Here is a 23,867-nt window from a genome sequence, read left to right on the forward strand (position 1 = left end):
TCCGAGTGGCGCGCAGTCTTTCGCTGCGCTCACCAGTGTTTGGATTAAGCGAGGGGGGCGCAGTCTTCGCTGCGCTATGGCGTTTTCGGATCAGGCGAGATGGTTGAGTGCGATATCGATAATGTCGAAGTTGCGCAGGCGCCCCGGATTATCCATGCCGACCAGTTTGCGGTTGAACATCAGCGGCACTTTTTGCTCAGACACGCCACCGTGGGAACGCAAGGGCACGGTCAGTCCGGACAAGTCGTGTTTGCTGGCAGACGTTCCCAATACCGTCAAGCGCTCTCCAAGCACAACCAGATCGCCAATCCGATCTTCAGGCAACTCGAAGCGCTGGCTGGCTTGTGTACGTGTCAGAACGGCCTCGATACCCGCGATGCCGGCAAGAAATTCCATGACGTCGCATTGCTGGGCGGTGTCATTCAGATACACGGTCGCATAAGAGCCCAATGCACCGTGATGCACGACGTAAGGGTCGGTAATCGGCAGCAGGACGCGTGCGTGTTGCGCGCCATAGCGGGCGTCCATCAGGTCTTGCAAGAACAAGATATTGGGGCGGCCCACCGCGTCGGTCTTGGCGTTCATGCCGTGATCCGCGGTAATCGCCACGATTGCTCCTGCCTCGTGATAACGCCGGAAATAACTGTCCATCATGGCGTAGAACTCATTGGCCTGCGGTGTGCCCGGCGCGTGCTTGTGCTGAATGTAGTCGGTCGTGGAGAGGTACATGAAGTCCGGGCGCTCATTTGTCAGCAAAGAGAGCCCGGCAGCAAATACGAACTCCGACAGCTGCGCGCTATAGACGGAAGGCACGGGCATGCCAACGCGTTCCACAAGGTTCTCGACACCGTGTTCTTCGAGGTTGACCTGATCGGCTTTTTCGGCCGAAAAGCAGATGCCTTTCAGTTGATGCCCCAGCAGGCTGCGGAGTTTGTCCTTGGCGGTCACCACTGCAACCAACTGACCCGCCTTGGCCATTTCGGCAAGAATGGTCGGGGCGCGGAGGTACTTGGGGTCGTTCATCAAGACCTCTTCTTGCGCGTCCTGATCAAAGAAGAAGTTGCCGCAGATACCGTGCACGGAAGGTGGTGCGCCGGTAACGATAGACAGATTGTTCGGGTTGGTGAAGGACGGCACCACGCAGTCACCGGTCAATATTGTGCCGAAGCCGATAAGCTCGGCGAGAAATGGCGCATGTCCGGCTTGAATAGCTTGATTGATGTATTCCTGCTCACAGCCGTCCACACAGATAACAATCGTCGGTGTCGAGGGCAGGCGATAGGCGCGGGAATTCACGTTGATAAGTTGAGTCATGGGCAGGCCTTCTCTCAGGTTGTTGAGCATTCAGCGAGCGCTCGAATGTGAGGGGTTCGTCACCAGCAAAATGGGTAATCGGTTTCTAAAACCGACAACTCACCGTATTCTGGGTGCCTACCTCACACAATCGAATAAAAGTCGCGATACCTGTGCGCAGGGCTCACACATGAGACAAAGACTTCCACCGCTGCACGCGTTGCGTATTTTTGAAGTGGCCGCCCGTGCCGGCAGCTATTCGGCGGCCGCTCGGGAGCTGAACCTGACTCATGGCGCCGTGAGTCGTCAAATTGCCGCCCTGGAGGACTGGCTTGGCCAGCCGCTGTTCGTGCGGGACGGACAGAGCATGGTGGCGTCTGCCCATGCCCGAGGGCTCGCGCGGGAAATCAGTGCGGCGTTCGATCACATCGCGGACGCGGCCGAACGTTACGGCAAGAACCAGCAACTCAAAGTCATTCGGGTTAGTGCCTCCGCCACGGTGGCGATGCGCTGGCTGATCCCCCGGCTGCCGCTATTCGCCGAGATTTGCCCGGGGGTGGATGTACGGGTTTCGTCCGTTCTTTCGACGCAACCCGAGTTCACCGGAAGTTTCGATGTTGCGATACGTCGCGCCATACCGCACGGTGGCCAGTTTCAGGCCATACACTTGTTTCGCGAGTCGAATACGGTCATCGCGAGCCCGGCCCTGATTGCCCGCACCGGCGTTCAGACGATCGAGCAACTGGCGGCGCAGACCTGGCTGACCACCGAAACCCGGCCAGGTGATTGGGAAAGCTGGTTGGAGAGCGCCGACTGCCCGACGCTTCGCGCAAATCGAGCGTTGCGCTTCGACCATTTTTTTGTGACGTTGCAGGCCGCCGTGGATGGGCTTGGTTTCGCCATCGGCCCCTTTCCTACGCTTGAAGAAGAATGCACCGCCGGGCGTTTGCAGAAGGCTTTTCCCGCAATACGCTCACTTGGCTCAACTTACTATGCATTGGTTCCGCTTGACGCCGACAAGCCCATCCACCTAAGGGCGTTTGTCGAATGGCTGCAATCATTGAGTGTGGCGGGTGAGGGGGCTCGGTGAGGGGCTCTGTGTATTTCGATTCGGCCGGGGCATCCCGCGTCGTCTAAAGTCTTGGCGCCTGTGGCCTCACGGCCTTGAACCCGAGGCCACTACCGCGCGTTATTCTGCAGCGTGTCTTCCACCCAACTGACAAAATCGCCTATTTGCGCTTCGATAATTTCATGGGCCATGTCGTACACCTGATACCGGCAAGACACGCCCAAGGCACTCAATATTTCCCTGGAACGCTCGGCCCAGGCCACAGGCAGCTTCTCATCGTTTCGCCCATGAGCAACAAACGCGGACAGATGCTGAAGCTCATCCCGGGTCGCAATAGCGGGTTTCAATTCAGGCAGGATTCGCCCGCTGAGCAGGCCGAATCCTGCCACTGCTTTTGGCGCGCTCAGCGCTACACTGGCACTCATGATGCCGCCTTGGCTAAAGCCCGCGATGAGGGTCGGCAGAGGCGCCTGGTGATGCACGAACTGTATGAGCAGTTGCCGACTGGCTTCGGCCTGGGGCTCGTTGATTCGTGGGCCGTCGCTCGTGAAGCTGACCTGAAACCATGCATAGCTCTGTAGCCCCATCTGCAAAGGGGCGCGCACGAAGAGCAGCTCCAGGTCTTGGGGCAGGTGGTTGATTAGCCCCACCAGGTTGGCTTCGTTGCCGCCCACGCCGTGCAGCAATACAAGGCGGGCGCGGGGCGTGGCGTGAGCCGGGCGCAGGCGATAGTGCAGGCCTGTTGTGTGGTCTGTGTGGAGTGCCGGCAGTTCGATGCTTGAAGTCATGTCGTTATTCTCGGCGCAGTCGTGGGAGGGAGGGCACTGGAATTGAAGAGGTAGTTGTCCATCGACAACACGCCGTAGGTCACACCGCCCTCGATCAATGTCATCTCGTAAGCATCGCCGGCAGCGCCTAACGCTACGAAAAGCGGGAAAAAATGCTCTTCGCTCGGGTGAGCGCGCACGGCCTCAGGCGCGTGTGCTCTGTAAGCCAGGAGCGCCTGTGTATTGCGTTCCTCCAAGCGCCGGGTTGTCCAGTCACAAAACTGCTGCACATAGTCTGTGTTAACGCCCACCGAGCCGAACTCATACAGATTGTGAGTCAGGCTGCCGGAGCCAATGATCAGCACGCCTTCCTGCCTCAATGGCGCCAACGCCCGACCCAAATGCAAGGCATCTTTTGTGGTCATCCAGATCGGCATCGACACCTGTATCACCGGTATGTCCGCTTGAGGGTAGAGGTGCAGTAAAGGCATCCAGGCACCGTGGTCCAGGCCGCGGCCGGCATCCAGGCGGGTGGGCCAGTTGTTCTGCTCCAGCAGCATTGCGATGCGGTTGGCCAACGCTGGCAGCCCGGGCGCCGGGTAGGCCAGCTCGTACAGCTGCGCAGGAAAACCACCGAAGTCATGGATGGTTTCCGGTGCAGCCCCCGCGGTAATGCTGACTGCACGGTTCGTCATCCAGTGTGCCGAAACCACAACGATGGCCTTGGGTTTGGGCAGTTGTCTGCCCAGTTGACCCAATCGTGCGCCAGCCAGCCCCGGGTCGAGCGCAAACGTCGGTGCCCCATGGGAGACAAAAAGGGCGGGAAGGGGTGCGTGCATGAGTGGCCTCGTCAGGTAATTTCAGCGTGGTGGGTCAGGCTTGAGCCGAGCGCTTGAGTGCCCACGCGCCATCGTCGAGCAAGGCCAGCGCCAGTGCGGTGAAGGCCAGAAACACCGGGTATTCCCAACCGCCGTTGGCATTGGTGAAGCTCCAACCGTTGGCAAAGTGCACGGTGGACGCGACCAGCAGTTGCACCGCGGCCAGGCCTGCGACCCAGCGCGCATAAACGCCCAGCAGCAGTAACACGCCGGCAGTGATTTCGAACGCGATTACCGGGTATGCAAGAAAGCCTGGAAAACCGACCGATTGAAAAAAACCGGCGGTACCGGCGGGGGTAAACACCAGGAGTTTGGTCAAGCCGTGAGCGAGAAACATGGCGCCCAGAATCAAGCGAAGCACGAGGGCGGCGTAAGGCTGGGTTCGAGTGGTTGTCATGATGACGATCCATTATTAGCGAGGTGGAACGCTGTAGTTTAATGATTCGGCTGATGGGATAAATATGCTGTAATCAGACTAATTGTTCCGATTAGTGAGATGGTTATGGATCGTGCCCTGGAAATGCAGGTGTTCTGCGCGGTGGTGGAAAAGGGCAGCTTTATTGGCGCGGTCGAGTTTCTGGAGATGTCCAAGGCCGCTGTTTCAAGGCATGTCAACGCGCTGGAGGAGCGTCTCGGCGTGCGTTTGTTGCAACGTACAACCCGGCGTCTTTCATTGACGGAAGAAGGGCGCCTGTTTCATCAACACGCCCGCGAAGTGCTCGGTTTGATGGCGCAGGCGGAGTTGGCGGTGTCGTCGGGCGCGAGTGAGCCGGTGGGGGTGTTGCGGGTCAATGCGCCGGTCAGTTTTGGCGTGCTGCACCTGGCGCCGCTGTGGTCGGCGTTTCTCGCCCAGCATCCGAAAGTCGAACTGGATATCAGCTTGAACGACCGGCTGGTCGACCTGGTGGAGGAGGGGTATGACGTCGCGGTGCGGATTGCCCGGCTGGAAAGCTCGTCACTGGTCGGCAGGCGCATCGCGAGTACGCGCATGCGCTTGTGTGCTTCACCTGCTTACATCGCACAACACCCGCCACTGAGTGAGCCCAAGGACCTGGCGGACCATCGCGTGGTGGCGTACAGCAACTTTTCCAGCGGAAACGAATGGCACTTCACCGGTCATGGCCGTGAGCATGTCGTGACCACCCGCGCCAGCATTCGCTGCAACAATGGTGACACCTGCCGTGCGATTGCCTTGGCCGGAGGCGGCATTCTGCTGCAGCCCAGCTTTATGGTGGGCGAGGACATTCGGCGCGGTGCTTTGGTGGAGTTACTCCCCGGCTATCAGTCCGTCGAGCTGGGCATTTATGCGGTGTACCCAACGCGTAAACATCTGGCGCCCAAGGTGAGGGCGTTGATCAACTTTCTGGTGGAGCAATTTGCCGAGGTCGATTGGGAGGCCGTTGAGTGAGCCGGGATGGGTACCGGCCACTCGCGTTAAAGGCCTGTCAGGCAATCGGGATCAGTGGATCTGCTGCCGCCCACGCCGCCTCGCGGTTGGCGGCCGGCGGGTAGATCCACACTGTGTTGATCTGGGTCTTGAGCGATTTGCCGTCCTGGCGGGTCAGCTTGACCTGGCGATCCCAACCTTCGGTGTACACCGCGCCCCAGCCGCCCAGGTCCAGGCAAGTCACGTATTTGGGCTGGCTGTAGGCGGTCGGCGCCACCCCCAGAATCTGCGCGGCCACATTGTTACCGGCGTGACGGCCCAGCACGATGGCGTGCTGGCAGGTCATCAGGGCATGGTTGCCCAGTGCATCGGTGGCGGCGTAAGCCACGTCGCCGGTGGCGAAGATATCGGCTTGGCCGATGACTTTCAGGTTCGCATCCACATGCAGGCGGCCGAGCGCATCGCGCTCACCGGGGATCTGTTCGGTCAGCGAGCTGGCGCGCACGCCGGTGGTCCAGATCACGGTGCTGGCTTCGATATGCTGACCATTATCCAGGGTGACACCCTGTTCATCGACGGCGACCACCGATGATTTCAACTGCCATTGCACGCCCAGTTCTTCGCTGGCCTCGGCGATCGACTGACCGATTTCGGCGCCCATCGACGCCCCGATTTTTTCGCTGCGGTCCACGATGATCACGTCGATGTCCGCGTTCTCGCCCAGGATAGCGCGCAGGCGTGCTGGCATTTCGGTCGCCGTTTCAATGCCGGTGAAACCGCCGCCGGCCACCACCACCGTGTTACGGCCTTTGCTCTGCGGCCGGTCCGCCAGGGATTTGAGGTGATTCTCCAGGCGTACAGCGTGCTCAATCTGGTCGACATCGAAAGCGTGCTGCGCCACGCCGGGCGTGCCAGGCAACGCGAGCCGGCTACCGGTGGCCAAAACCAGCTTGTCGTAGTTGAGCACCTGACGGTTACCGGAGGCATCGAGATAGGCGACGTTTTTTTGTTCGACGTCGATGGTCTCTGCGGCGCCCTTGATGAAGGTCACGCCTACTGCGTCGAACAGCGCTCCAATCGGCGCGAACAGTTGATGGGCGTCGGGCTCGTAAAAGCGCGGGCGGATACGCAGCTCGGGCTGCGGGGCCACTACCGTCACGTCGATATCGTTGCGGTCATGAATATTGAACAGGCGCGTTGCGCTCAGCGCCGTCCACAGGCCGCCGAAACCCGCGCCAATAATCAGAATGTGCTGTTTCATTTGTTTACCTTGGGGTGAGGTGATAACGGCGACTATATTTGTCGTAGTTGATCAGTGCAAGGTTATTTTTTGTGACGGGACGGGCGCAGCGATCGGGAATGATCAGTAAAAGCCTTGTGGAATGGCGTTATATCCACAAAATGGCGGGGCTTGGACGCTAGCGAAACCTCGTCGGCGAAACTGGCTTGCCTCATCATTTTCTGTTAGTTTGTGCGACTAATTAAGTCGGAGATTGGCATGTCTCTTTACAGCGCAGGCGTTGAATACGGCATCCATTGCCTGATTTTCCTGGTGGGCGATGGCGGCGAAAGCCGAGAGGCCAGCGTGCGTGACCTGGCAGAACTGCAAGGCGTGCCCCTGGATTACCTCGGGAAGATTTTCACCAAGCTGGCCAAGGCCAAACTGGTGGTGGCAACCGAAGGCGTGCGCGGGGGCTTCAAGCTGTCGAGGCCGTCTGATGAAATCAGCCTGCTCGATATCGTCAACGCGATTGACGGCCAGAAGCTCATCTTCAATTGCCGCGAGATTCGCGGACGCTGCGCCCTGTTCGACGGTGCGCCGCCGGCCTGGGCGCTGGACGGCCATTGCTCGGTTCACGCGGCCATGATGACCGCGCAGAAACGCATGGAAGACGCGCTCGCCCAACAGACCATTCTTGATCTGGCCCGAAAGGTCGGGCGCAAATCGCCGGCTGATTTTGCGGCGCAGGTTGGCGGATGGATCAACGATCGCCGGGAGAAAAAGGGCAGTGCGCAGGCTCCGGACGATCAGACTATTGCGGTCACTGATATTACGGAATGATTTCGTACACACAGACAGTTTTGTCGATGACCAGCAAGCTACATCACCCGATAACCCGCACAACAAATAAAGCCACTCAAACGAGTGGCTTTTTAGTTTGTCAGGGTATTGACCCGTGCGCGGCGCATCAAAAAAGTGACCTTGAACGGCAGTGCCTATCAACGCCCTTTTCACCCAGCCATGATCAACGGGCTTGCTGCAACGCGCTCCGTGCCCCGAGTCAAAGGGTAAGCCTTCTGCCGCTATTTGCTCACCCGGATCCCTTTGAACACCACCAGCAGCAACACGCCCGCGAGTATTTCAAAAGCGGCGACCAGATAGAGGCCGGCGGCCAGGCTGCCGGTCAGGGTTTTGAGCCAGCCGATCATGTAAGGCGCCACAAACCCGGCCAGGTTGCCGATGCAGTTGATCAAGGCGATGCCCCCGGCTGCGGCGGTGCCGGCGAGGAAGGCGCCGGGAATCGACCAGAACACCGGGAACGCGGCGAGTATGCCCATGGCCGCGATGGTCAGGGCGATCAAGGCGAGGACGGCGTTGCCGATGAACAAGCCTGTGCCAATCAGCCCCAGCCCGGCGAGCAGCGCGGCCATGGCGCAATGCACGCGGCGCTCGGCAGTTTTGTCGGAGTGATAGCCGTTCCACAGCATCGCCGCGGTGCCCAATATGAACGGGATCGACGACAGCAGGCCGATGCGCATGGTGTCATCCACGCCCAGCGCCTTGATGACTGACGGGGTCCAGAACGCAATGGTGGCGTTACCGCTCACCAGGCAGAAATACACCAGTGCACACAGCCATAGTTTGGGAAAGCGAATCAACGCGCGCAGGTCGCTGTGTTTGCCGGGTGCCTGGTTTTCGCGGGCGATTGTGTCGCTGACCATCGTGCGTTGCGCCGGGCTCAACCATTTGGCATTGGCGGGTTTTTCCGGCAGGTAGCGCAGCACGAAAAAGCCTGCGATCACCGAGGGAATGCCTTCGAGAATAAACAGCCATTGCCAATTGGCCAGGCTGCCGACGCCGACCATGTGGCTCATGATAAACCCGGCCAACGGGCCGCCCACCACACCGGCAATGGCAAAGGAGGTCATGAACATGCCGTTGATCTTGGCGCGTTGCGCGGCGGGGAACCAGTAGGTCAGGTACAGCACCACGCCCGGGAAGAAACCTGCTTCGAAAGCGCCCAGCAGAAATCGCAAGACGTAGAACGACCAGGCGCTTTCGACATAGGCCATGGCAATGGACGTCAGGCCCCACATGATCGTGATGCGGGCCAGTGTGCGCCGTGCGCCGATTTTCTCCAGCAGCAGATTGCTTGGCACTTCAAAAAAGAAGTAACCAATGAAGAAGATTCCGGCGCCCAAGCCATACACGGCCTCGCTGAACCCCAGGTCCTGCAGCATCGCCAGTTTGGCGAAACCGACGTTGACCCGGTCGATCCAGGCCAATACAAACAGAAACACCAGGAACGGCAGCAAGCGCCAGGCGATCTTGCGATACACCATCGCCACTTCGTCGGTCATCGGCGCGTGGTCCAGTTGTGTCGGTGAGGTTGCGTTGCTCGGGTTCATAAAATGTCTCGTCAATTCATTGCGCAGTGAACTGCGCAAGCCGATTGGCAGGCGAGTGCGGGCGCACGGGCGGCCGCCGTGGATTTTTTGCAAGGGGGAAACCGTTGAGCCCGGGGCAGGGCGGACCTGCTTCGGGCTCAACGGCCGTGCGTCAGCTGCTCTCTCGCAACAGCGCCTCAATCGAGCGAGACACTTGCAGCACGCGGGCGTCCTGGCCATGCAGGCCGGCGATTGACAGGCCAACCGGCAACTCGTCGCCACGCTGGCACGGCAGGCTCAGGGCGCAGCCGTCGAGAAAATTGAGCACGCTGGTATTGCGCAGCACCAGGCCGTTGATGGCGAAGAACGCCGCGTCGTCGGCGAGGTCGGCAAGCGTTGGCGGCACCACCGCAACACTCGGCAGTAGCCAGGCATCGGCATCACCCAGGCGTTCGCGCGCCACGCCAATCAAGCGTTGACGTTCAACCTGGATGTCCAGGTAGTCGGCGGCGCTGATGGCTGCACCACGGCGCATACGCTGGGCAACCCGCGGGTCATAGGCTTCATTGCTGTCGCTTTCCAGCCACTGGCGATGGCCGTGCCAGGCTTCGGCGGCGGTCAGCCCGCCTGCGGCATTGATGCGCGGCAGTTCGTGCAGCTCGGGGAAGTCGAACCAGCGAAGCGTCGCGCCGGCCTTGGTGAGCAGGTCCAGGCTGCGCTCGAAAGCGGCCGCCACGGTGGCATCCAGTTGGTCCAGCACCAGATCGCGGGTGACCGCCAGACGCAGCCCGGCCAAGGGCGCGGCGCGCGTCTCAAGCCGCTCGCCGCTGAGTATCTGGTCCAGCAGGATGCAGTCGGCCACGCTGTGGGTCAGGGCGCCAACGGAGTCGAGGCTTTCGGCGAGAGGGAAAGTGCCCGCCATCGGCACGCGGCTGGCGCTGGGTTTGAAACCGGTGAGGTTGCAGAAGGCCGCAGGGATGCGGATTGAGCCGCCGGTGTCGGTGCCCAAACCGGCCACCGCCATGCCCAGCGCCACGCTCACCGCGGCGCCGGAACTGGAGCCGCCGGCGACACGCCCGTCTGCGAGAGGCGTGAGTGGCGTGCCGTAATGGGGGTTAAACCCCAGCCCGGAAAAGGCAAACTCGCTCATGTTGGTGCGGCCCAGCAAGATCGCGCCGGCAGCCCGCAGGCGTTCGACCACCACCGCATCGCGGGCGGCTGGCGGCGCATCGGTGAGCAGCCTTGAGCCTGCCGCCGTCACCTGCCCGGTGACATCGAACAGGTCTTTGATGGACACAGGCAAGCCGGCCAGCGCCGACGGTACATAGCCGCACGCGCGCGCCAGATCGCTGGCCCGCGCAGCCTGCAAGGCGCCGTCGGCGTCGACGCTGATATAGGCCACGCCGCCTGCCGCACGATGCGCTTCGATACGTTTCAACGCCTCGTGGACCAACGCTTCACTGGTGGTGCGGCCCTCGGCAAGTGCCTGGGCGAATGCTGCAATCGTGGTCATCGGCTTCACTCGGCGACGGGCAGCGGCTCGACACCATACTGGTGACGCAGGCTGCGGTTGAGGATCGGGTCGAACAATTCCATTTCAAACGCTTCGCCATAACCCAGTTCGCCGATCACCGATTGGGTGCCGCAGAACATCGCGGTGTCGGCAGGCAATGCGGCGTCACTGTTGAGTTTGCCCAGCAGGACTTCCGGCGCCAGCAAGTTCGTCACCGGCCCTTGCTGATACAGCGCACGCACGCCGTCGCGCACGCGCCAGGTGCGCATCACCAAGTGGTCCCAATGTGCCTGGACTTCGGCGTAACGCCACACCTCTTGGGCGATGGGCTTGTCGCACATTTGCTTGGAGACGGTCACGTCATAGCTTTCGACCTTGCGGTCTGTGTGGTCCGAGCCCAGGCCGATCAACAGGCCCTGATCGCTGGGAATCAGCACGAATTCGGTCTCGCCGGAGGAGTCCTTGCCCGGCACCTGAATGCTCCCGGCGTTATTCAACAGGCTGGCCGACACGCGGTAGAAGCACGGCACCTGGGTCGGGCGGCGCACGCCCAGTGCTTCGAGTTCGGCAATATGGTGTTCCACCGCTTCGGTGTTACGCCCGGCCCAGCCCGCGATGATCAAGTGTTTGATGCTGGCTTGGTGATCGCCTTGGCCGACGACGTGGAAAGTCATTTGAGTCATGAAGTGCTCTCGCAGTAAGTGATCAAAGCGTGCGCATGATGGCGCGGCGGAAATCGTCAATGTGGTGATGGATCGCGGCAATGGCGGCTGTGCCGTCGCGCTGCTCCACCGCTTGCAGGATTTGCAGGTGTTCGTCGTAGATGCGTTCGCTGTGGTGGTTTTCCGACAGGGTCAGGTACCAGAAGCGCGCCTGTTTTTCGTGCAGGTTTCGCAGCAGATCGGCCAGGACCCGGTTGTGGGCGGCGGCCGAAATCGACATATGAAACTGCAGGTCCAGCGCCATCAGCCCGGCCACGTCGTGCTTGGCCAACAGGGCGGGGGTTTGGTCGAGGATGTCGCGCATGGCCTGGATGTCGGCGTCCTTGGCGCGCTCAACCGCGAGCTTGACGCACAGCTGTTCGTTGCTCACGCGCACTTCAATCATGTCGAGTACGTCGTTGAGTGACAGGGCGGTCACCATCACGCCCTTGCGCGGCATGATCGTGACCATGCCTTCCACTTCCAGGCGGTGCAGCGCCTGATGGATGGGGGTTCGGCCAATGCCCAGCGCGGCAGTCAGTTGCGCCTCATTGATCGCATCGCCAGGGCGGAACTCACAGCTGATGATGCGCTGCTTGATTTGCGCATAGGCCAGCTCACGCAGTTGCGCTGCGCTTTTTGTCGGGGCAGCCAAAGGGGAGTGGTTGCCGGAGAAATCGGTGGGTCGGGACATATTGGCTCCTGAAAATCATCTGATATATCAGATGATTTTCAGAGTAAAGCAAGGCGTATGCCATTTCCTCGAAAAACAGCTTGAAGCCACGGCTGGCCAGGCATGTGTGAGTGTTCGAAGCTGGCGTGCAACAGGCGCAGCCGTGTTACTTGTTACTTTTGTGCCCGGCTTTGGTACCCGAGTGCTCGATGTTTGTGCGGTTCAGGTGCTGATCAAAAACAGCGCCTGGACAGCCAGTTTTCACAACATTTCACAAGTGCCATTTGCCCCGTTGTCCTGTTGCGCATGAGTAGCTTTGAAGTCAGGTTTGGTCAGGGATGGCCATGAAGCCTGTCATTTTTCAGTAACCATCATGGCCTTTGCTCTCATTGTCTGCCCGGCATCACCGTCCTGAACGGTCATGGCTGCGGCCTCGCAATCAAGGAGCACAATCATGTCATCACCGGTCAGTAACACCCCCGAGATCAAGACCGTCACGAAGAGCGATTCCAGCGCCGAATGGGGGGACGCGGTAGACCGGGCCAAGGCCAAAGACGCCGGCATCGAGTGGCAGCGGCCCAAGGATGACCATCGCTCGGCCGGGGATATCATCGACGACAGCCCGCTGCTGAAAAACCTCGGCAACCAGAGCGGCGTCAAAGACAAGTTGCGCGAACGTGTGGGCGATTTCGAGCACGACGCAGACGCCGCCTACCGTGCCAAACAGGTGCTGGAGCATGTCGAGCGTTTCGACGAAAGTGGCTCACGCCTCGCCGGCAACGACATCGACAACGGACGTGTCGACGGTTTCACCAAGGGCGGCGACGCCAAGCACGGCACCGAGGCCGGGCGCCTGCAGGATTTCGGCAAATACGGCTGGGACAATCTCAAGGGCGAACTGCAGCATGCAGACCATGTGAGCCAGGACGAGAGTCGTCGCGACGCGGCCGACAAGGCTGGCATCGTCTGGGAGCTGCCAGAGGGCGACAAGCGCTCGGCCCAGGACATCATTGATGAAAACCCTCTGCTCAAAAATCTCGGCAACCAGAGCGGGGTGAAGGACGCGTTGAAGGAGCAGGTCGGCGATTTCGACAAGGATCCTAACGCGGCCTTCCGTGCCAGCCAGGTGCTCGACCGCGTGGTGGGCTACGACGACCAGGGCAAGGCGCTGACCGGCAAGGACGTGGCCAACAGCAGTGTCGACGGTTTCACCAAAAGCGGCGAAGCGCGCCATGGCACCGAGGCCGGGCGCTTGCAGGACTTTGGCAAACACGGTTTCGAAGCACTGGCCAAGCCGCCGGCCAACAGCGAGATCGGCAGCTACAAGGATTTCCTCAAGGCCAACCCGGATGCTGACGCAGGCTCCAAACAAGTCGCCCAGTACGGCGCGATTCTTGATGCCAAATACGATTCGATCCGTGGCAAGACCGGCGCCGACGGGGCCGTTACCGAACAGAACATACAGGACTACCTCAAACAGAATCCGCAGTTGAGCAAGGAGGAGAAAGAGGCGCTGAACTTCTTCGCCCAGCCAGGCGCGTTCCGCAAACTCGACACGGCCAGCAACAGCATCGGTGACAAACCCGACGGCAAGATCAGCCGCGATGACGTGCAGAACTGGCTGAAAACCTCCGCGCCCAAAGACGCCCAAACCCTGACCGCCCTGATCACCGATGTGGCCGCCGGCAACGTCACGGGCAAGGTCGACACCAGCAAGCTGGACAAAGACATTTTCGAGCACCCGGAAAAATACACGGCCGAGCAAAAAGCCGCCGTGCTGCTCGAACTGCAGGAAGCGCAGAAACTGGTAGTCGACGGGGCCAACGCCGGGGTGTGGAGCAGCGACTACGGCAAGGTCTCGATTGCCAACCGTTCAGGCGCGATCTGGGAGCCGCAAAAGCTGCTGGAGGACATCAACAGCCACATGTCCATCCTGCAGGATGACAAGGCCACCGCCGACTACATCAAGGACGCGGGCGACAAAGCGGTGAAGACGCTGTTTGAGCAAAACCCCGGCCTGAAGGACGCCGTCACCAAGACCTACGAAGATCAGGTCAAATCCGGTAAGGCACTGGACGCGGCCTGGGACGCCAACACCAAGGACGGCAAGACCGACCAGCACACCGCGCTGGCCACGTTCTACGCCACCGCCACCAGCCTGCAATCGATCCTCGGCATCGACGATGCCAAGGCGATTCAGGGCGCGGTCGCCAAGTCGTCGCACAATGACGATTTCAAGACCTTCTACAAGGACCAATTGGCCAGCGGCGAGCGCATGCGCGAGCTGCTCAAGAACAACACCCCCGAGCAGGCGGCCTCCGAGTTCAGCCTCGAAGTGGCGCTCTACAACTCTGCGCTTGACCCCGAGTTCACCGCCCAATACGACAAACAGCTCAACGACAATTTCTCCACCATCGCCCAGGAGAACCTGTTCAAGGACGCCACCTTTGACAACCTTAAGACCGCCTTCGGCAAGGACGGTGGCGACACGCTGGACGAAGACAAGGTGCGCAAGCTGATCGACCAGATGCGCCAGGAAAGCCCCGAGTTGCTGCTGAACCAGGACGGCACCGTGGCCACCACCGACCAGGTGCTGGCGGGCTTTCGAGGTAACTGGGACCTGTTGCGCCAGGGCACCAAGGCCCTCGACAAAATGGGCAAACTCTCGGACTTTGACCCCAATGGCGGTGCCAAAGGTGCCTACAGCAGCGGTGTGCTGCACGGGGTGAGCGGGCTGTTCCTGGCCGGTGTCACCATTGCGCGCGGGGCGCAGAGCGGCGGCAAGTTGACCGATCGCAACATCGTCGACATCTCCACCGGTTCCGTGCAGACCGCCACGGTGCTGATCGAGGGCGGCTCGAAGGGGTATCAGGAGCATCTCGCCAAGTCGATCAAAAACGGCGAACAAACCCTCAAGGACATGAAAGACGGCAAGGTCATGCTCGACCTGCTCGATGAGGTCAAGGCCAACGTCAAGGACGGCAAGCACGCCCAGGTCGTGGCGAAGAACTTCGAGGAGGCCGCCAAGGGCATCGGCGGCCTGGCGGGTATCGTTGCCGGGGCCTATGGCATTTTTGACGGGGTCAACGCGTTGCGGCGCGGCGATAAACTCGCCGGCGGCTTCAGCATCACCGCAGGCTCGCTGGGCGTGCTGGCGGGCAGTGCCTCGGCCGTGGAAGGCGGGCTTGGCTTGCTCGGGGCGAACCTGCCGCGCTTCCTCCCGGGCCTGGCGGCCACGGCGGGGGTGCTGGGCTTCCTTGGCGCCGGTGTGGCGATATTGGCCACGCTGATCCCGGGCCTGGTCAAGGAAGGCCAGGCGCAGGCCAAGTCGGACAAGTTTGGTGATGTACTGGGCGATTCGATCGAGCGCTATGGGATCGACGGGGTTAAAGACGGGTCCATTGCCGATATTCCCACCAAAGACTGGCCGGGCGGCGAACAGTGGACTTCCTGATGTCACGCGGTAAACCCGCCGCCACACGTGCCTGAGGCAATCCCCGCACAAAAGCCACTCAATCGAGTGGCTTTTTTTTGCCATGCGTTCGCCGGCGAGCACCTCGCACATTTCATGTGCGTTGATCAGAAAAAGATTGAATAATCACATTAATTGTTACTTTAATAACAAAACAACAACGTCCTGGTGCCTGCCATGACGTGCACAAGGTAAGAAAACCCATGAACAAGATCGCCGTCATCGGTAGCAACATGGTCGATTTGATCACCTACATCGACCGCATGCCTCGTCAAGGTGAAACGCTGGAAGCGCCGGGATTTGCCATGGGCTGCGGCGGCAAAGGCGCCAATCAGGCGGTGGCTGCCGCCAGGCTTGGCACCGAGGTGTTGATGCTGACGAAAGTGGGTGACGACCTGTTCGCCGACAACACGCTCGCCAACTTTCAGCGCCATGGCATCGACACGCGCTACGTCACCCGTGTGGCCGGGGTGTCGAGTGGGGTGGCGCCGATTTTTGTGCAGAGCGATTCCCACAACAGCATCCTCATCGTCAAAGGCGCCAATGCGCATTTGCAACCTGCCGACATCGACGCGGCAGAGGCCGCGCTGCGCGACTGCAGCCTGATCGTGCTGCAGCTGGAAATCGAGCTGGCGACCGTCTATCACGCCATCGAGTTTGCCAAGCGCCACGGCATCGCGGTGTTGCTCAACCCGGCGCCTGCCGTGGCGGGGCTTAGCCGCGATCATCTGGCGCTGCTGGACTTCTTCATCCCCAACGAAAGTGAACTGGCGCTGATCACCGGCAAGCCGGTGGACGGCCCCGACAGCGCCTTGATCGCCGCGCGCGAACTCAGCGCGCAAGGCATTCGCCACGTCATCGTCACGCTGGGCGAAAACGGCGCGCTGTACGTGGGCGAGGAGGGCGAGTTCCACGTGCCGGGGCGCACGGTGGTTGCGCGCGACACCACCGGCGCCGGCGATGCGTTCATTGGCTGCTTTGCCCATTACTGGAGCCAGCAAGGCGATATGCGCGCGGCCATGACCCGTGCCGTGGCGTATTCCGCCTGCTCGGTCACCGCACTAGGCACCCAAAGTTCCTATCCCGACGCCGCCACGTTCGCGCAGTTCTTCAACGACGTCTGATCCTTCCCTCGGAGAATAACAATGACAAAAGTCCCGCTCCAACAGACCCCGGATGGTTTCTACCTCAACCGCACGCCATGGTTCGCCTTCCTGCTGCTGTGCAGTATTTTCGCCCTGTGGGCGGCGGCGGCGAGCATGAACGACGTGCTGATCGCACATTTAAAAAAGGCCTTCCTGCTCAGCGATTTTCAGACGGCCTTTGTGCAGTCGGCGTTTTACCTGGGCTATTTTTTCGTGGCAATTCCAGCGGCCATGGTCGTGCGGCGCTTCGGCTACAAAAGCACGATTCTGACGGGGTTGTTGCTCTATATGCTGGGCTGCGCACTGTTCTTCCCCGCGGCGTCGACGGCCACTTACGGCATGTTCCTGATGGCGCTGTTTGTGATCGCGTGCGGGCTGTCTTTCCTCGAAACCGCCTGCAATACCTATTCGACCTTGATGGGCCCGCGCGAAACCGGCACGCGCCGTTTGAACATCTCCCAGACGTTTCACCCCTTCGGCGCGATGGCCGGGGTGTATGTCGGCAGTTTCGTGATGTTCAAGGACACCGATGCCACGCGCGAACAACTCACGCAAATGAGCGCCTCCGAGGCGGCGATTCAGCAGTTGGAGATGATCCAGTCAACGCTGCTGCCGTACAAATGGATGATCGCCGTACTGGTGCTGATGTTCATCCTGATCGCCATCACCCGGTTCCCTGCGTGCCGGGGCAACGCCAAGGCTGACGTCAAAAAAAGCAGCCTGGGGCAGAGCCTTTTGCGGCTGTCGAAGAACCCGCGTTTCACCTTTGGTGTGCTGGCGCAGTTTCTGTATGTGGGCGCGCAGGTGGGCGTGTGGAGTTTCACCATTCGCCTGGCGATGCAGATGGGCGGCATGAATGAGCGCAGCGCCTCGTGGTTCCTGCTCACCACGTTTGCCGCCTACTTCGTCGGCAAGATGATTGCCAATCTGTTGATGCGTAAATTGCACCCGGCGCAGGTGCTGGCGATCTACGGGGTGCTGACCATCGTGTTGCTGGCCTACACCATTCTGGTGCCGAACATCAGCGCCGTGTATGCCGCCGTGGGGGTGAGCATTTTCCTCGGGCCGTGCTGGCCGACCATCTACGGCCTGACCATTGACGGGCTGGGCGAAGACACCGGCGTTGGCGGCTCGCTGCTGGTCATGAGCATTGTCGGCGGAGGGGTGATTCCGGTGTTCCAGGGCCTGTTGTCCGACGCCACCCACGGCAATATGCAACTGGCCTACACCGTGCCGTTGCTGTGTTTTGTGGTGATTGTTGCCTATGCCTGGTCGTGCATGCGCCACACCCGCGCCACGCAACTGCAGGCCGACGTGGCGGTGGCGTCATGAACGCGCTCACCGTCGCCTTGTCACCCGAGCAGTTCACAGGTGTTGAGACAGTTTTGCTGGAATCCGCCGATTTTCGCGTACTGGCCTGGACCTACCCCAGTGGTGTGAAAGCCCTCGCGCTGGAGAATGCCCGGGGGCGCGTGGTGGCCTTGCCTTATCAAGGCCAGATGATCTGGTCGGCGCAATTTGATGGCTGCGACCTGACCATGCGCAACATGTTCAGCCAGCCCAAGCCAAGCACCACGGTCATCGGCACCTACGGCTGCTTCATGTTTCACGCGGGGCTGTTGCGCAACGGCTGCCCCGCGCCAGACGACGACCACCCCCTGCACGGCGAAATGCCCTGTGCGCCAATGGACGCGGCGTGGCTGGAGGTCGGCGAAGACGTAGCGGGGCCTTACCTGCGGCTGAACGGCAGGTATGAATACGTACAAGGGTTTGGCGACCATTATCAGGCCATGCCGTCGGTGACCCTGCGTCCTGGCTCGGGCGTGTTTGACATCGGCATGCAAGTGACCAATCTCGCGGGCAAGGCCATGGAGCTGATGTACATGGCGCACATGAACTACGCCTACGTGCCTGACGGCCGTCTGGTCCAGCCATTGGCCGGGGCTCGGGTGCGTGTTCGCCAAAGCGTGCCTGCCCATGTGCGACCGACGCCCGAGTGGTCGGCGTATATCGCGCAGTTGAGCGAAGACCCGTCACGGCTGAACACCCTGGACACACCGGCGCTGTACGACCCGGAAATCGTCTGCTTCTTCGAAGACGTGCCCGCAGATGCGGCGGGAAATACGCATTTTCTACTCGACCATCCCGGTGGTGCCGCGTTTTACACGCGCTATCGGCCAGAACAGTTTTCCCATGCCACCCGCTGGATCCTGCACAACGCCGACCAGGGTGTCGCCGCCTTTGTGTTGCCCGCCACCTGCGAGCCCGAAGGCTACCGTGTGGAAAAAGCCAAGGGCAATGTGCGCTCGCTCGCGGCCGGGCAATGCGCAACGTTCAGTGTCACCACGGGGTATTTATCGGCCGAAGAACGCCGCCAGCTCGGCCGAGAATGGGGCGATTAAGGGCAGTTCACACCACACATTGCGCGCCGTTCGTGAGGATCAATTCGCGGTAGTGTTTCGGGATTTTCTTGTCGGAAATCACCACGCTGAACTGGTCCAGGGTAGCGAAATGGGCGGTGCGCACGGCGTCGAACTTGCTGTGGTCGGCCAGCAGCAAGCTGTGCTGGGCCTGGCGCAAGACCTTCTGCTTGACCCCCACTTCATTGAAATTGAAGCAGGTCACGCCGAAGGTCTCGCTCACCCCGGCGGCCGAGATGAACGCCCAGGTCAGGCGCACGCTGTCGAGGATGCTGCTTTCATCAGCGTGGTCGAACACCTGGTTTTTGCGGTGAAAGGTGCCGCCGCACAGCACGATGGTGCAATTGGGTTTTTGCTGCAGCTTGAGCAGCACGTTGAGCGAGTTGCACACGGCGGTGAATTCCAGCTCGTCAGGAATGAAGTCGATCACATAGGGCACGGTGGTGCCGCAGTCGAAAAACACCGTGTCGCCGCTTTTGATGAACGCCGCTGCAAGCTTGCCGATTCGGCGTTTTTCTTCAACGTGGCGAGTGCCTTGTTCCGTGACCTTGTAATCGGGCGCGTCACTGGGGTCGTAGGCCAGGGTGATGTGCCCACCCAAAAGGTGGAAAGTCTGCGGGTAGCGATTCAAGTCGCGGCGCAAGGTCATTTCAGAGACGTCGAGCAACGCGGCCATCTCGCGCAGATGGATCGCTTTCTGGTCCTGCAAGGCTTGTTGGATCAGTTTGATGCGTTCTGACTGTTTGCTTTCCACAGGCGTTCCGATTTGTTGTTAATTAAACATTTGGTGTTACTATATTAACATGTTCGGGGTGTGGCCTCTAACGTTCGACACCCCTCGCGTCTCTCCACCAGGACTTTACTTTATGAGCTCGATCAAACCGGCAGCACTTGCACAGTTTATAGACCATACGTTGCTGGCGGCCGACGCCACGCGTCAACAGATCGCCGTGTTGTGCAGCGAAGCGCTGGAATACGGGTTTTATTCCGTGTGCGTGAACTCGGGTCAGGTCCCTTATGCCGCGCAGTTGCTCGCCGGCCAATCGGTCAAAGTCTGCGCCGTGGTGGGTTTCCCCCTGGGCGCCGGGCTGAGCGAGAGTAAAGCCTTCGAAGCCCGTCAGGCAATCGCCGCAGGTGCGGGCGAGATCGACATGGTGCTCAATATCGGCGCGCTGCGCGAAGGGTTGTTCGATACGGTGCGCGACGACATCGCTGCGGTGCAACAGGCCTGCGGCGCGGTGCCGCTTAAGGTAATTCTCGAAACCTGCCTGTTGGACGACCCGCAAAAGACCCGCGCCTGCGAAATCTGCCGCGACCTCGGCGTGGCGTTCGTGAAAACCTCCACTGGGTTCAGCCGCAGCGGCGCGACTGCGCAAGACATCGCGCTGATGCGCGGCGTGGTGGGCCCGCACATGGGGGTCAAGGCGTCGGGCGGGGTGCGTGATTACGCCACCGCAGTGGCAATGATCGAAGCCGGCGCCACGCGCCTGGGCACGAGTTCGGGGGTGAGCATTGTCAGTGGCGCACCGGCGAGTGCGGCGGGTTACTGACTGAACGAAAAAGCCACTCACTGGCGTTAATGCTGTTCACTTAAGGAATAGGTCGGCGAGTGTTGTATCTGTGGCGAGCGGGCCTCCCTGAGCAAGTCCCGCGCCTGGTCTGCGCGTAAGGCCAGGGTCATTTGCCGCTCATCAATGATGATCTCGGCCACGATCAACCCGCCGATCAGTGGCGCGGTGACCAGCCAGTGGGCGTAACACTGCGTAGCCAGCGACGCGCAAACGCCAACGATCCATAACATCAAGACACATTTGGGCGCGCGTTGCTGCAACGGTACCCAAACCCGCTGCAGTCGTTTCAGCCGGGCCGTTTGCAGCTTCAATGACGCTTCAAGCTGTGCCAGATCATTGGGCATGTTCACGCTCGTGAACGGCCCGGACGCTGCCGGGAAGGGGCTTGCCGAGCCAGCACAGGTTGACCCGTTCAACTTCCAGCCAGTGCCCGTTCTGCGGGGTTGCGTGGCAGCTTTTGAACGCGATGCAAAGGCCCTGGGCATCCAATAACGCAAAGTGCCGACAACGGCTGGTTTTCTTGAGGATCAACGAAAGTAGGCGCATCGCAGTGTCCGCCCAGTCACACAGGCCAGCTGAGTTCGAGCAGCGTTCCGCCGTTTTCCATTTTCCGGCAGGTCACCGCCCCGCCATGGGCGAGGGCGATCGCACGCACCACCGCCAACCCCAGGCCACTGCCGCCCTGGGCGCGGGAGCGGGAGTTCTCGCCGCGCTGGAAGGCTTCGAACATATGCGTGGCGAAGCCTTCGTCGATAGCCGGGCCGTCATCGCGCACGCGCAGGTAGTTGATGCCGCCGCGCGTGCTCAGGTGCACGATGACGTTTCCTGGTGTCGCGTGCCGCCGGATATTGCCCAGCAACGCCAGCAAGGCCTGGCGAATCCGCGTGGGATCGCAGCGCAGCGTGCGGCGTTGCAGGTCCAGCTGCAGTACGAAGCCTGCGGCGACAAGGCTCGGCTCGAACAGCCTGACGTCGTCTTCGATGCCCTGCGCCAGGTCGGCGTCTTGCAGGTTGAGCTCCAGGTAGCCGCTGTCCGCCAGGCCGACAACGCGCAAATCTTCGATCAAACGCGTCAAGCCTTCCACCTGGCCGAGCAGGCTGTAGAACTGCGCGGTGTCCGGTTCGAATACGCCTTCTGCCAACCCTTGCAGGCGCCCGCGCAGGATCGTCAGGGGCGTGCGCAGTTCGTGGGCAATCGCCGCGTTCCAGAACGCCTGCTCCTGCGCCATGCGCTTCAAGCGTTGGGCCATGCTGTTGAAGTCGTTGACCAGGATCGCGGCTTCCCCAATCGACTGGTCACCGGCCACCGCCTGTACGTCGAGGTCGCCGTCGGCCAGTTTGCGCAGGTTCTCGGCGACGGAATTGAGCGGCATCAAAATCCGCCGGGACAGCTTCAACGCCACGATCGAACCCACCGCGAGGCTGACGCAGGTGGTCAAGCCCATCCAGGCCCATTCGATGTTCGCCGGCAGCCACGCATCCACCTCTTCGTTGGTGAGCGGCCAGTACGTCCACAACAGCGCATAAAAAATATACGAGCCGAGGACGGCCAGGGCGATCACACACAGCACCACGGCGGACATGGACAGAATGATCTGGCGGCTCAAGCCGTTAAGCATTTTCACGAGGCACTTCCAAAGCGATAGCCGACGCCACGGATGCTGGTGGGCACGCCTTGCAGGCCGGCGTCTTCGATCTTGCGGCGCAACTTGCTGATATGGCTGTCGACCGTGCGCTCCAGGCTGTCACTCTCCGGTGAACATTGGGCCAGCAGTTCGGCGCGTGTCAGCACGCGTTTTGGCGCCTTCGCCAACTGGGCCAGCAACCTGAACTCGGTGACGGTCAGCGCCAGCGGCACACGCTTGCCGGCGATGTGCAGCGTGACTTCATAGCTTTCCAGATCGATTTCAAATGCGTCCACCCGCAGCACCGTGGGGCTGGCGCGGTCGTTGTGAGCGAGCGAACGCCTGAGCACCGCCTGGGTGCGCGCCACGACTTCAGCCGGGTTGAAGGGTTTGACGATGTAGTCGTCGGCGCCGATGCGCAGGCCCATCAGCTTGTCCAGGTCCTGGTCTTGCGCGGTCAGCATGATCACCGGCGTCGTACCGCGATGGCGCACTTCAGCCAGCACCTGCCAGCCGTCCACATGGGGCATCAGCACATCGAGCAGCAGCAGGTCCGGCTTGAGTGCCAGGTGCATCTCCAGGGCGCGTCGGCCATCGAGTGCATGGGCGGTACGAAAACCGCTGCGGTTGAGGTAGGCAATCAGAATGGCCGCGATCTCGGGCTCGTCTTCTGCGATCAGCACCAGCGCCTGGGTTTCTCTAGCGGGGAAGTCATTCATGGTGGGCTCGGTCCCGGTGCCTTGTGTGAGTGTGCAGTGCTGATTGTGCGAAATAACCATGCACTTTCATGGGAGGTTTTGTGGAGAAACGATGGAGACGCGTGCTTATTTTCTCCCCGGTCAGCAGGTTTTGGCTCTGTTGACGATCCATACACAAAAGTCCAGTATGGAATTATAAGTATAAAAAATGACGTTTCACGTTTTTCCCTTCTTGCCAAACAAACAATAACTTGCGAGACCCTGATCATGAAGACACGCGCCCTCATTACCGGCCTGGCCCTGAGCCTGCTCGCTTCCAGCCACCTGCTGGCGGCGGAGAAAACCCTGCGCATCGGCATCGAGGCGGCGTACCCGCCGTTCGCGTCCAAGACCCAGGACGGCAAGATCGTCGGGTTCGACTACGACATCGGCAACGCGTTGTGCGCGCAGATGAAGGTCAAATGTGTGTGGGTGGAAGGTGAGTTCGACGGTCTGATTCCTTCCCTTAAGGTGAAGAAAATCGACATGGCCTTGTCATCCATGACCATCAATGACGATCGCAAGAAGTCAGTGGACTTCACCCACAAGTACTATTTCACCTCCTCGCGTCTGGTCATGAAAGACGGTGCCGTGGTGGACGACCAGTACGCCAGCCTCAAAGGCAAGACCATCGGCGTGCAGCGCGCCACCACCACTGATCGTTATGCCACCGAGGTGTTTGAGCCCAAGGGGATTAACGTCAAGCGTTACAGCAATAACGAAGAAATCTACATGGACCTGGCGGCAGGGCGTCTTGATGCGATTTTTGCCGACACCATTCCGTTGAGTGACTTCCTGTCGATGCCGCGTGGTCAGGGGTATGCCTTTGTCGGCCCGGAACTCAAAGACCCCAAATATGTGGGCGAGGGCGCCGGGATTGCGGTGCGCAAGGGCAATACCGAACTGGTCGGCGAGTTGAATGCGGCGATTGATGGCATTCGGGCCAATGGTGAGTATCAGAAGATTTCGCAGCAGTACTTCAAGTCCGACATCTACGGCGACTGAGTT

Annotated in this window: 23 protein-coding genes; 9 read left to right on the forward strand and 14 right to left on the reverse strand. The window is 60.6% G+C overall.

Annotated features, from left to right (window positions below):
• Positions 1 to 90: 90 nt before the first annotated feature.
• A complete protein-coding gene (phnA, locus tag BFW87_RS22235; RefSeq protein WP_078741932.1) occupies positions 91 to 1,314 on the reverse strand; it encodes a phosphonoacetate hydrolase in 1,224 nt (407 codons plus the stop codon).
• Positions 1,315 to 1,483: 169 nt separating this feature from the next.
• Between phnA and BFW87_RS22240 the strand changes: the two genes are divergently transcribed.
• On the forward strand, positions 1,484 to 2,383 hold the full coding sequence (locus BFW87_RS22240) for a LysR substrate-binding domain-containing protein (protein WP_078741860.1): 900 nt from the start codon (positions 1,484 to 1,486) through the stop codon (positions 2,381 to 2,383).
• A gap of 89 nt (positions 2,384 to 2,472) precedes the next feature.
• Here the strand turns inward: BFW87_RS22240 and BFW87_RS22245 are convergent, their stop codons facing one another.
• The 3 genes from BFW87_RS22245 to BFW87_RS22255 are packed head-to-tail and all read right to left on the reverse strand — an operon-like array spanning position 2,473 to position 4,404.
• The gene (locus tag BFW87_RS22245; protein WP_078741861.1) at positions 2,473 to 3,150 is read right to left on the reverse strand and encodes an alpha/beta hydrolase; all 678 of its coding nucleotides are present in this window, start codon (positions 3,148 to 3,150) and stop codon (positions 2,473 to 2,475) included.
• Positions 3,147 to 3,968, reverse strand: a complete 822-nt coding sequence (locus tag BFW87_RS22250) for a dioxygenase family protein (protein WP_078741862.1) — start codon at positions 3,966 to 3,968, stop codon at positions 3,147 to 3,149. Before BFW87_RS22250 ends, BFW87_RS22245 begins: the two co-directional genes overlap by 4 nt.
• 34 nt (positions 3,969 to 4,002) lie before the next feature.
• Complete coding sequence (locus BFW87_RS22255; RefSeq protein WP_078741863.1) at positions 4,003 to 4,404, reverse strand: DoxX family protein; 402 nt, start codon at positions 4,402 to 4,404, stop codon at positions 4,003 to 4,005.
• 105 nt (positions 4,405 to 4,509) lie between these two features.
• Here BFW87_RS22255 and BFW87_RS22260 point away from each other — a divergent pair, with 105 nt between their 5' ends.
• Positions 4,510 to 5,415, forward strand: coding sequence for a LysR family transcriptional regulator (locus BFW87_RS22260; RefSeq protein ID WP_078741864.1), 906 nt, complete (start codon positions 4,510 to 4,512; stop codon positions 5,413 to 5,415).
• A gap of 37 nt (positions 5,416 to 5,452) precedes the next feature.
• On the opposite strand, the gene BFW87_RS22265 is transcribed toward BFW87_RS22260, so the two are convergent.
• Positions 5,453 to 6,655, reverse strand: coding sequence for an NAD(P)/FAD-dependent oxidoreductase (locus tag BFW87_RS22265; protein WP_078741865.1), 1,203 nt, complete (start codon positions 6,653 to 6,655; stop codon positions 5,453 to 5,455).
• Positions 6,656 to 6,892: 237 nt separating this feature from the next.
• On the opposite strand from BFW87_RS22265, the gene BFW87_RS22270 reads away from it, so the two are divergent.
• Positions 6,893 to 7,456, forward strand: a complete 564-nt coding sequence (locus BFW87_RS22270; RefSeq protein ID WP_078741866.1) for an RrF2 family transcriptional regulator — start codon at positions 6,893 to 6,895, stop codon at positions 7,454 to 7,456.
• Between the two features lie 242 nt (positions 7,457 to 7,698).
• Here the strand turns inward: BFW87_RS22270 and BFW87_RS22275 are convergent, their stop codons facing one another.
• The 4 genes from BFW87_RS22275 to BFW87_RS22290 all read right to left on the reverse strand — a co-directional run bounded on the left by BFW87_RS22275 (position 7,699) and on the right by BFW87_RS22290 (position 11,911).
• Complete coding sequence (locus tag BFW87_RS22275) at positions 7,699 to 9,024, reverse strand: MFS transporter (RefSeq protein WP_078741867.1); 1,326 nt, start codon at positions 9,022 to 9,024, stop codon at positions 7,699 to 7,701.
• Between the two features lie 151 nt (positions 9,025 to 9,175).
• Positions 9,176 to 10,516 carry an amidase gene (locus BFW87_RS22280; RefSeq protein ID WP_078741868.1) on the reverse strand — a complete coding sequence of 447 codons (1,341 nt, stop codon included), beginning with the start codon at positions 10,514 to 10,516 and terminating at the stop codon, positions 9,176 to 9,178.
• A 5-nt stretch (positions 10,517 to 10,521) separates the two neighbouring features.
• Positions 10,522 to 11,199: a DUF2848 domain-containing protein gene (locus tag BFW87_RS22285; RefSeq protein ID WP_078741869.1), complete on the reverse strand. Its 678-nt coding sequence runs from the start codon at positions 11,197 to 11,199 to the stop codon at positions 10,522 to 10,524.
• Positions 11,200 to 11,221: 22 nt separating this feature from the next.
• Positions 11,222 to 11,911, reverse strand: a complete 690-nt coding sequence (locus tag BFW87_RS22290) for a GntR family transcriptional regulator (protein ID WP_078741870.1) — start codon at positions 11,909 to 11,911, stop codon at positions 11,222 to 11,224.
• A gap of 433 nt (positions 11,912 to 12,344) precedes the next feature.
• On the opposite strand from BFW87_RS22290, the gene BFW87_RS22295 reads away from it, so the two are divergent.
• From BFW87_RS22295 to BFW87_RS22310, 4 genes are all read left to right on the forward strand, one after another.
• Positions 12,345 to 15,344 carry a type III effector HrpK domain-containing protein gene (locus tag BFW87_RS22295; RefSeq protein ID WP_078741871.1) on the forward strand — a complete coding sequence of 1,000 codons (3,000 nt, stop codon included), beginning with the start codon at positions 12,345 to 12,347 and terminating at the stop codon, positions 15,342 to 15,344.
• A 221-nt stretch (positions 15,345 to 15,565) separates the two neighbouring features.
• Positions 15,566 to 16,486 (forward strand): ribokinase, encoded by a 921-nt coding sequence (rbsK, locus tag BFW87_RS22300; protein WP_078741872.1) that lies wholly within the window; start codon positions 15,566 to 15,568, stop codon positions 16,484 to 16,486.
• A gap of 21 nt (positions 16,487 to 16,507) precedes the next feature.
• Positions 16,508 to 17,839 carry an L-fucose:H+ symporter permease gene (gene fucP, locus BFW87_RS22305; protein ID WP_078741873.1) on the forward strand — a complete coding sequence of 444 codons (1,332 nt, stop codon included), beginning with the start codon at positions 16,508 to 16,510 and terminating at the stop codon, positions 17,837 to 17,839.
• Positions 17,836 to 18,909: an aldose 1-epimerase family protein gene (locus BFW87_RS22310; RefSeq protein ID WP_078741874.1), complete on the forward strand. Its 1,074-nt coding sequence runs from the start codon at positions 17,836 to 17,838 to the stop codon at positions 18,907 to 18,909. Before fucP ends, BFW87_RS22310 begins: the two co-directional genes overlap by 4 nt.
• Before the next feature lie 7 nt (positions 18,910 to 18,916).
• On the opposite strand, the gene deoR is transcribed toward BFW87_RS22310, so the two are convergent.
• Positions 18,917 to 19,681 (reverse strand): DNA-binding transcriptional repressor DeoR, encoded by a 765-nt coding sequence (gene deoR, locus BFW87_RS22315; RefSeq protein WP_078741875.1) that lies wholly within the window; start codon positions 19,679 to 19,681, stop codon positions 18,917 to 18,919.
• Between the two features lie 112 nt (positions 19,682 to 19,793).
• Here deoR and deoC point away from each other — a divergent pair, with 112 nt between their 5' ends.
• Positions 19,794 to 20,477: a deoxyribose-phosphate aldolase gene (gene deoC / locus BFW87_RS22320; protein ID WP_078741876.1), complete on the forward strand. Its 684-nt coding sequence runs from the start codon at positions 19,794 to 19,796 to the stop codon at positions 20,475 to 20,477.
• Positions 20,478 to 20,503: 26 nt separating this feature from the next.
• Here deoC and BFW87_RS22325 read toward each other — a convergent pair whose 3' ends face one another.
• From BFW87_RS22325 to BFW87_RS22340, 4 genes are read right to left on the reverse strand one after another with little or no spacing between them, the layout of a single operon-like run.
• Entirely contained in the window at positions 20,504 to 20,842 is a 339-nt protein-coding gene (locus tag BFW87_RS22325; RefSeq protein WP_078741877.1) for a hypothetical protein, read from the reverse strand.
• Positions 20,832 to 21,044 carry a hypothetical protein gene (locus tag BFW87_RS22330; protein ID WP_078741878.1) on the reverse strand — a complete coding sequence of 71 codons (213 nt, stop codon included), beginning with the start codon at positions 21,042 to 21,044 and terminating at the stop codon, positions 20,832 to 20,834. Before BFW87_RS22330 ends, BFW87_RS22325 begins: the two co-directional genes overlap by 11 nt.
• 16 nt (positions 21,045 to 21,060) lie before the next feature.
• A complete protein-coding gene (locus BFW87_RS22335; RefSeq protein WP_078741879.1) occupies positions 21,061 to 22,122 on the reverse strand; it encodes an ATP-binding protein in 1,062 nt (353 codons plus the stop codon).
• Entirely contained in the window at positions 22,119 to 22,841 is a 723-nt protein-coding gene (locus BFW87_RS22340) for a response regulator (protein WP_078741933.1), read from the reverse strand. Before BFW87_RS22340 ends, BFW87_RS22335 begins: the two co-directional genes overlap by 4 nt.
• A 246-nt stretch (positions 22,842 to 23,087) precedes the next feature.
• On the opposite strand from BFW87_RS22340, the gene BFW87_RS22345 reads away from it, so the two are divergent.
• Positions 23,088 to 23,864 carry an ABC transporter substrate-binding protein gene (locus tag BFW87_RS22345; RefSeq protein ID WP_078741880.1) on the forward strand — a complete coding sequence of 259 codons (777 nt, stop codon included), beginning with the start codon at positions 23,088 to 23,090 and terminating at the stop codon, positions 23,862 to 23,864.
• The last annotated feature ends 3 nt before the right edge of the window (positions 23,865 to 23,867 follow it).

Origin of the sequence: Pseudomonas fluorescens (assembly GCF_002022275.1) — a bacterium.
Classification (GTDB): Bacteria; Pseudomonadota; Gammaproteobacteria; order Pseudomonadales; family Pseudomonadaceae; genus Aquipseudomonas; species Aquipseudomonas fluorescens_AJ.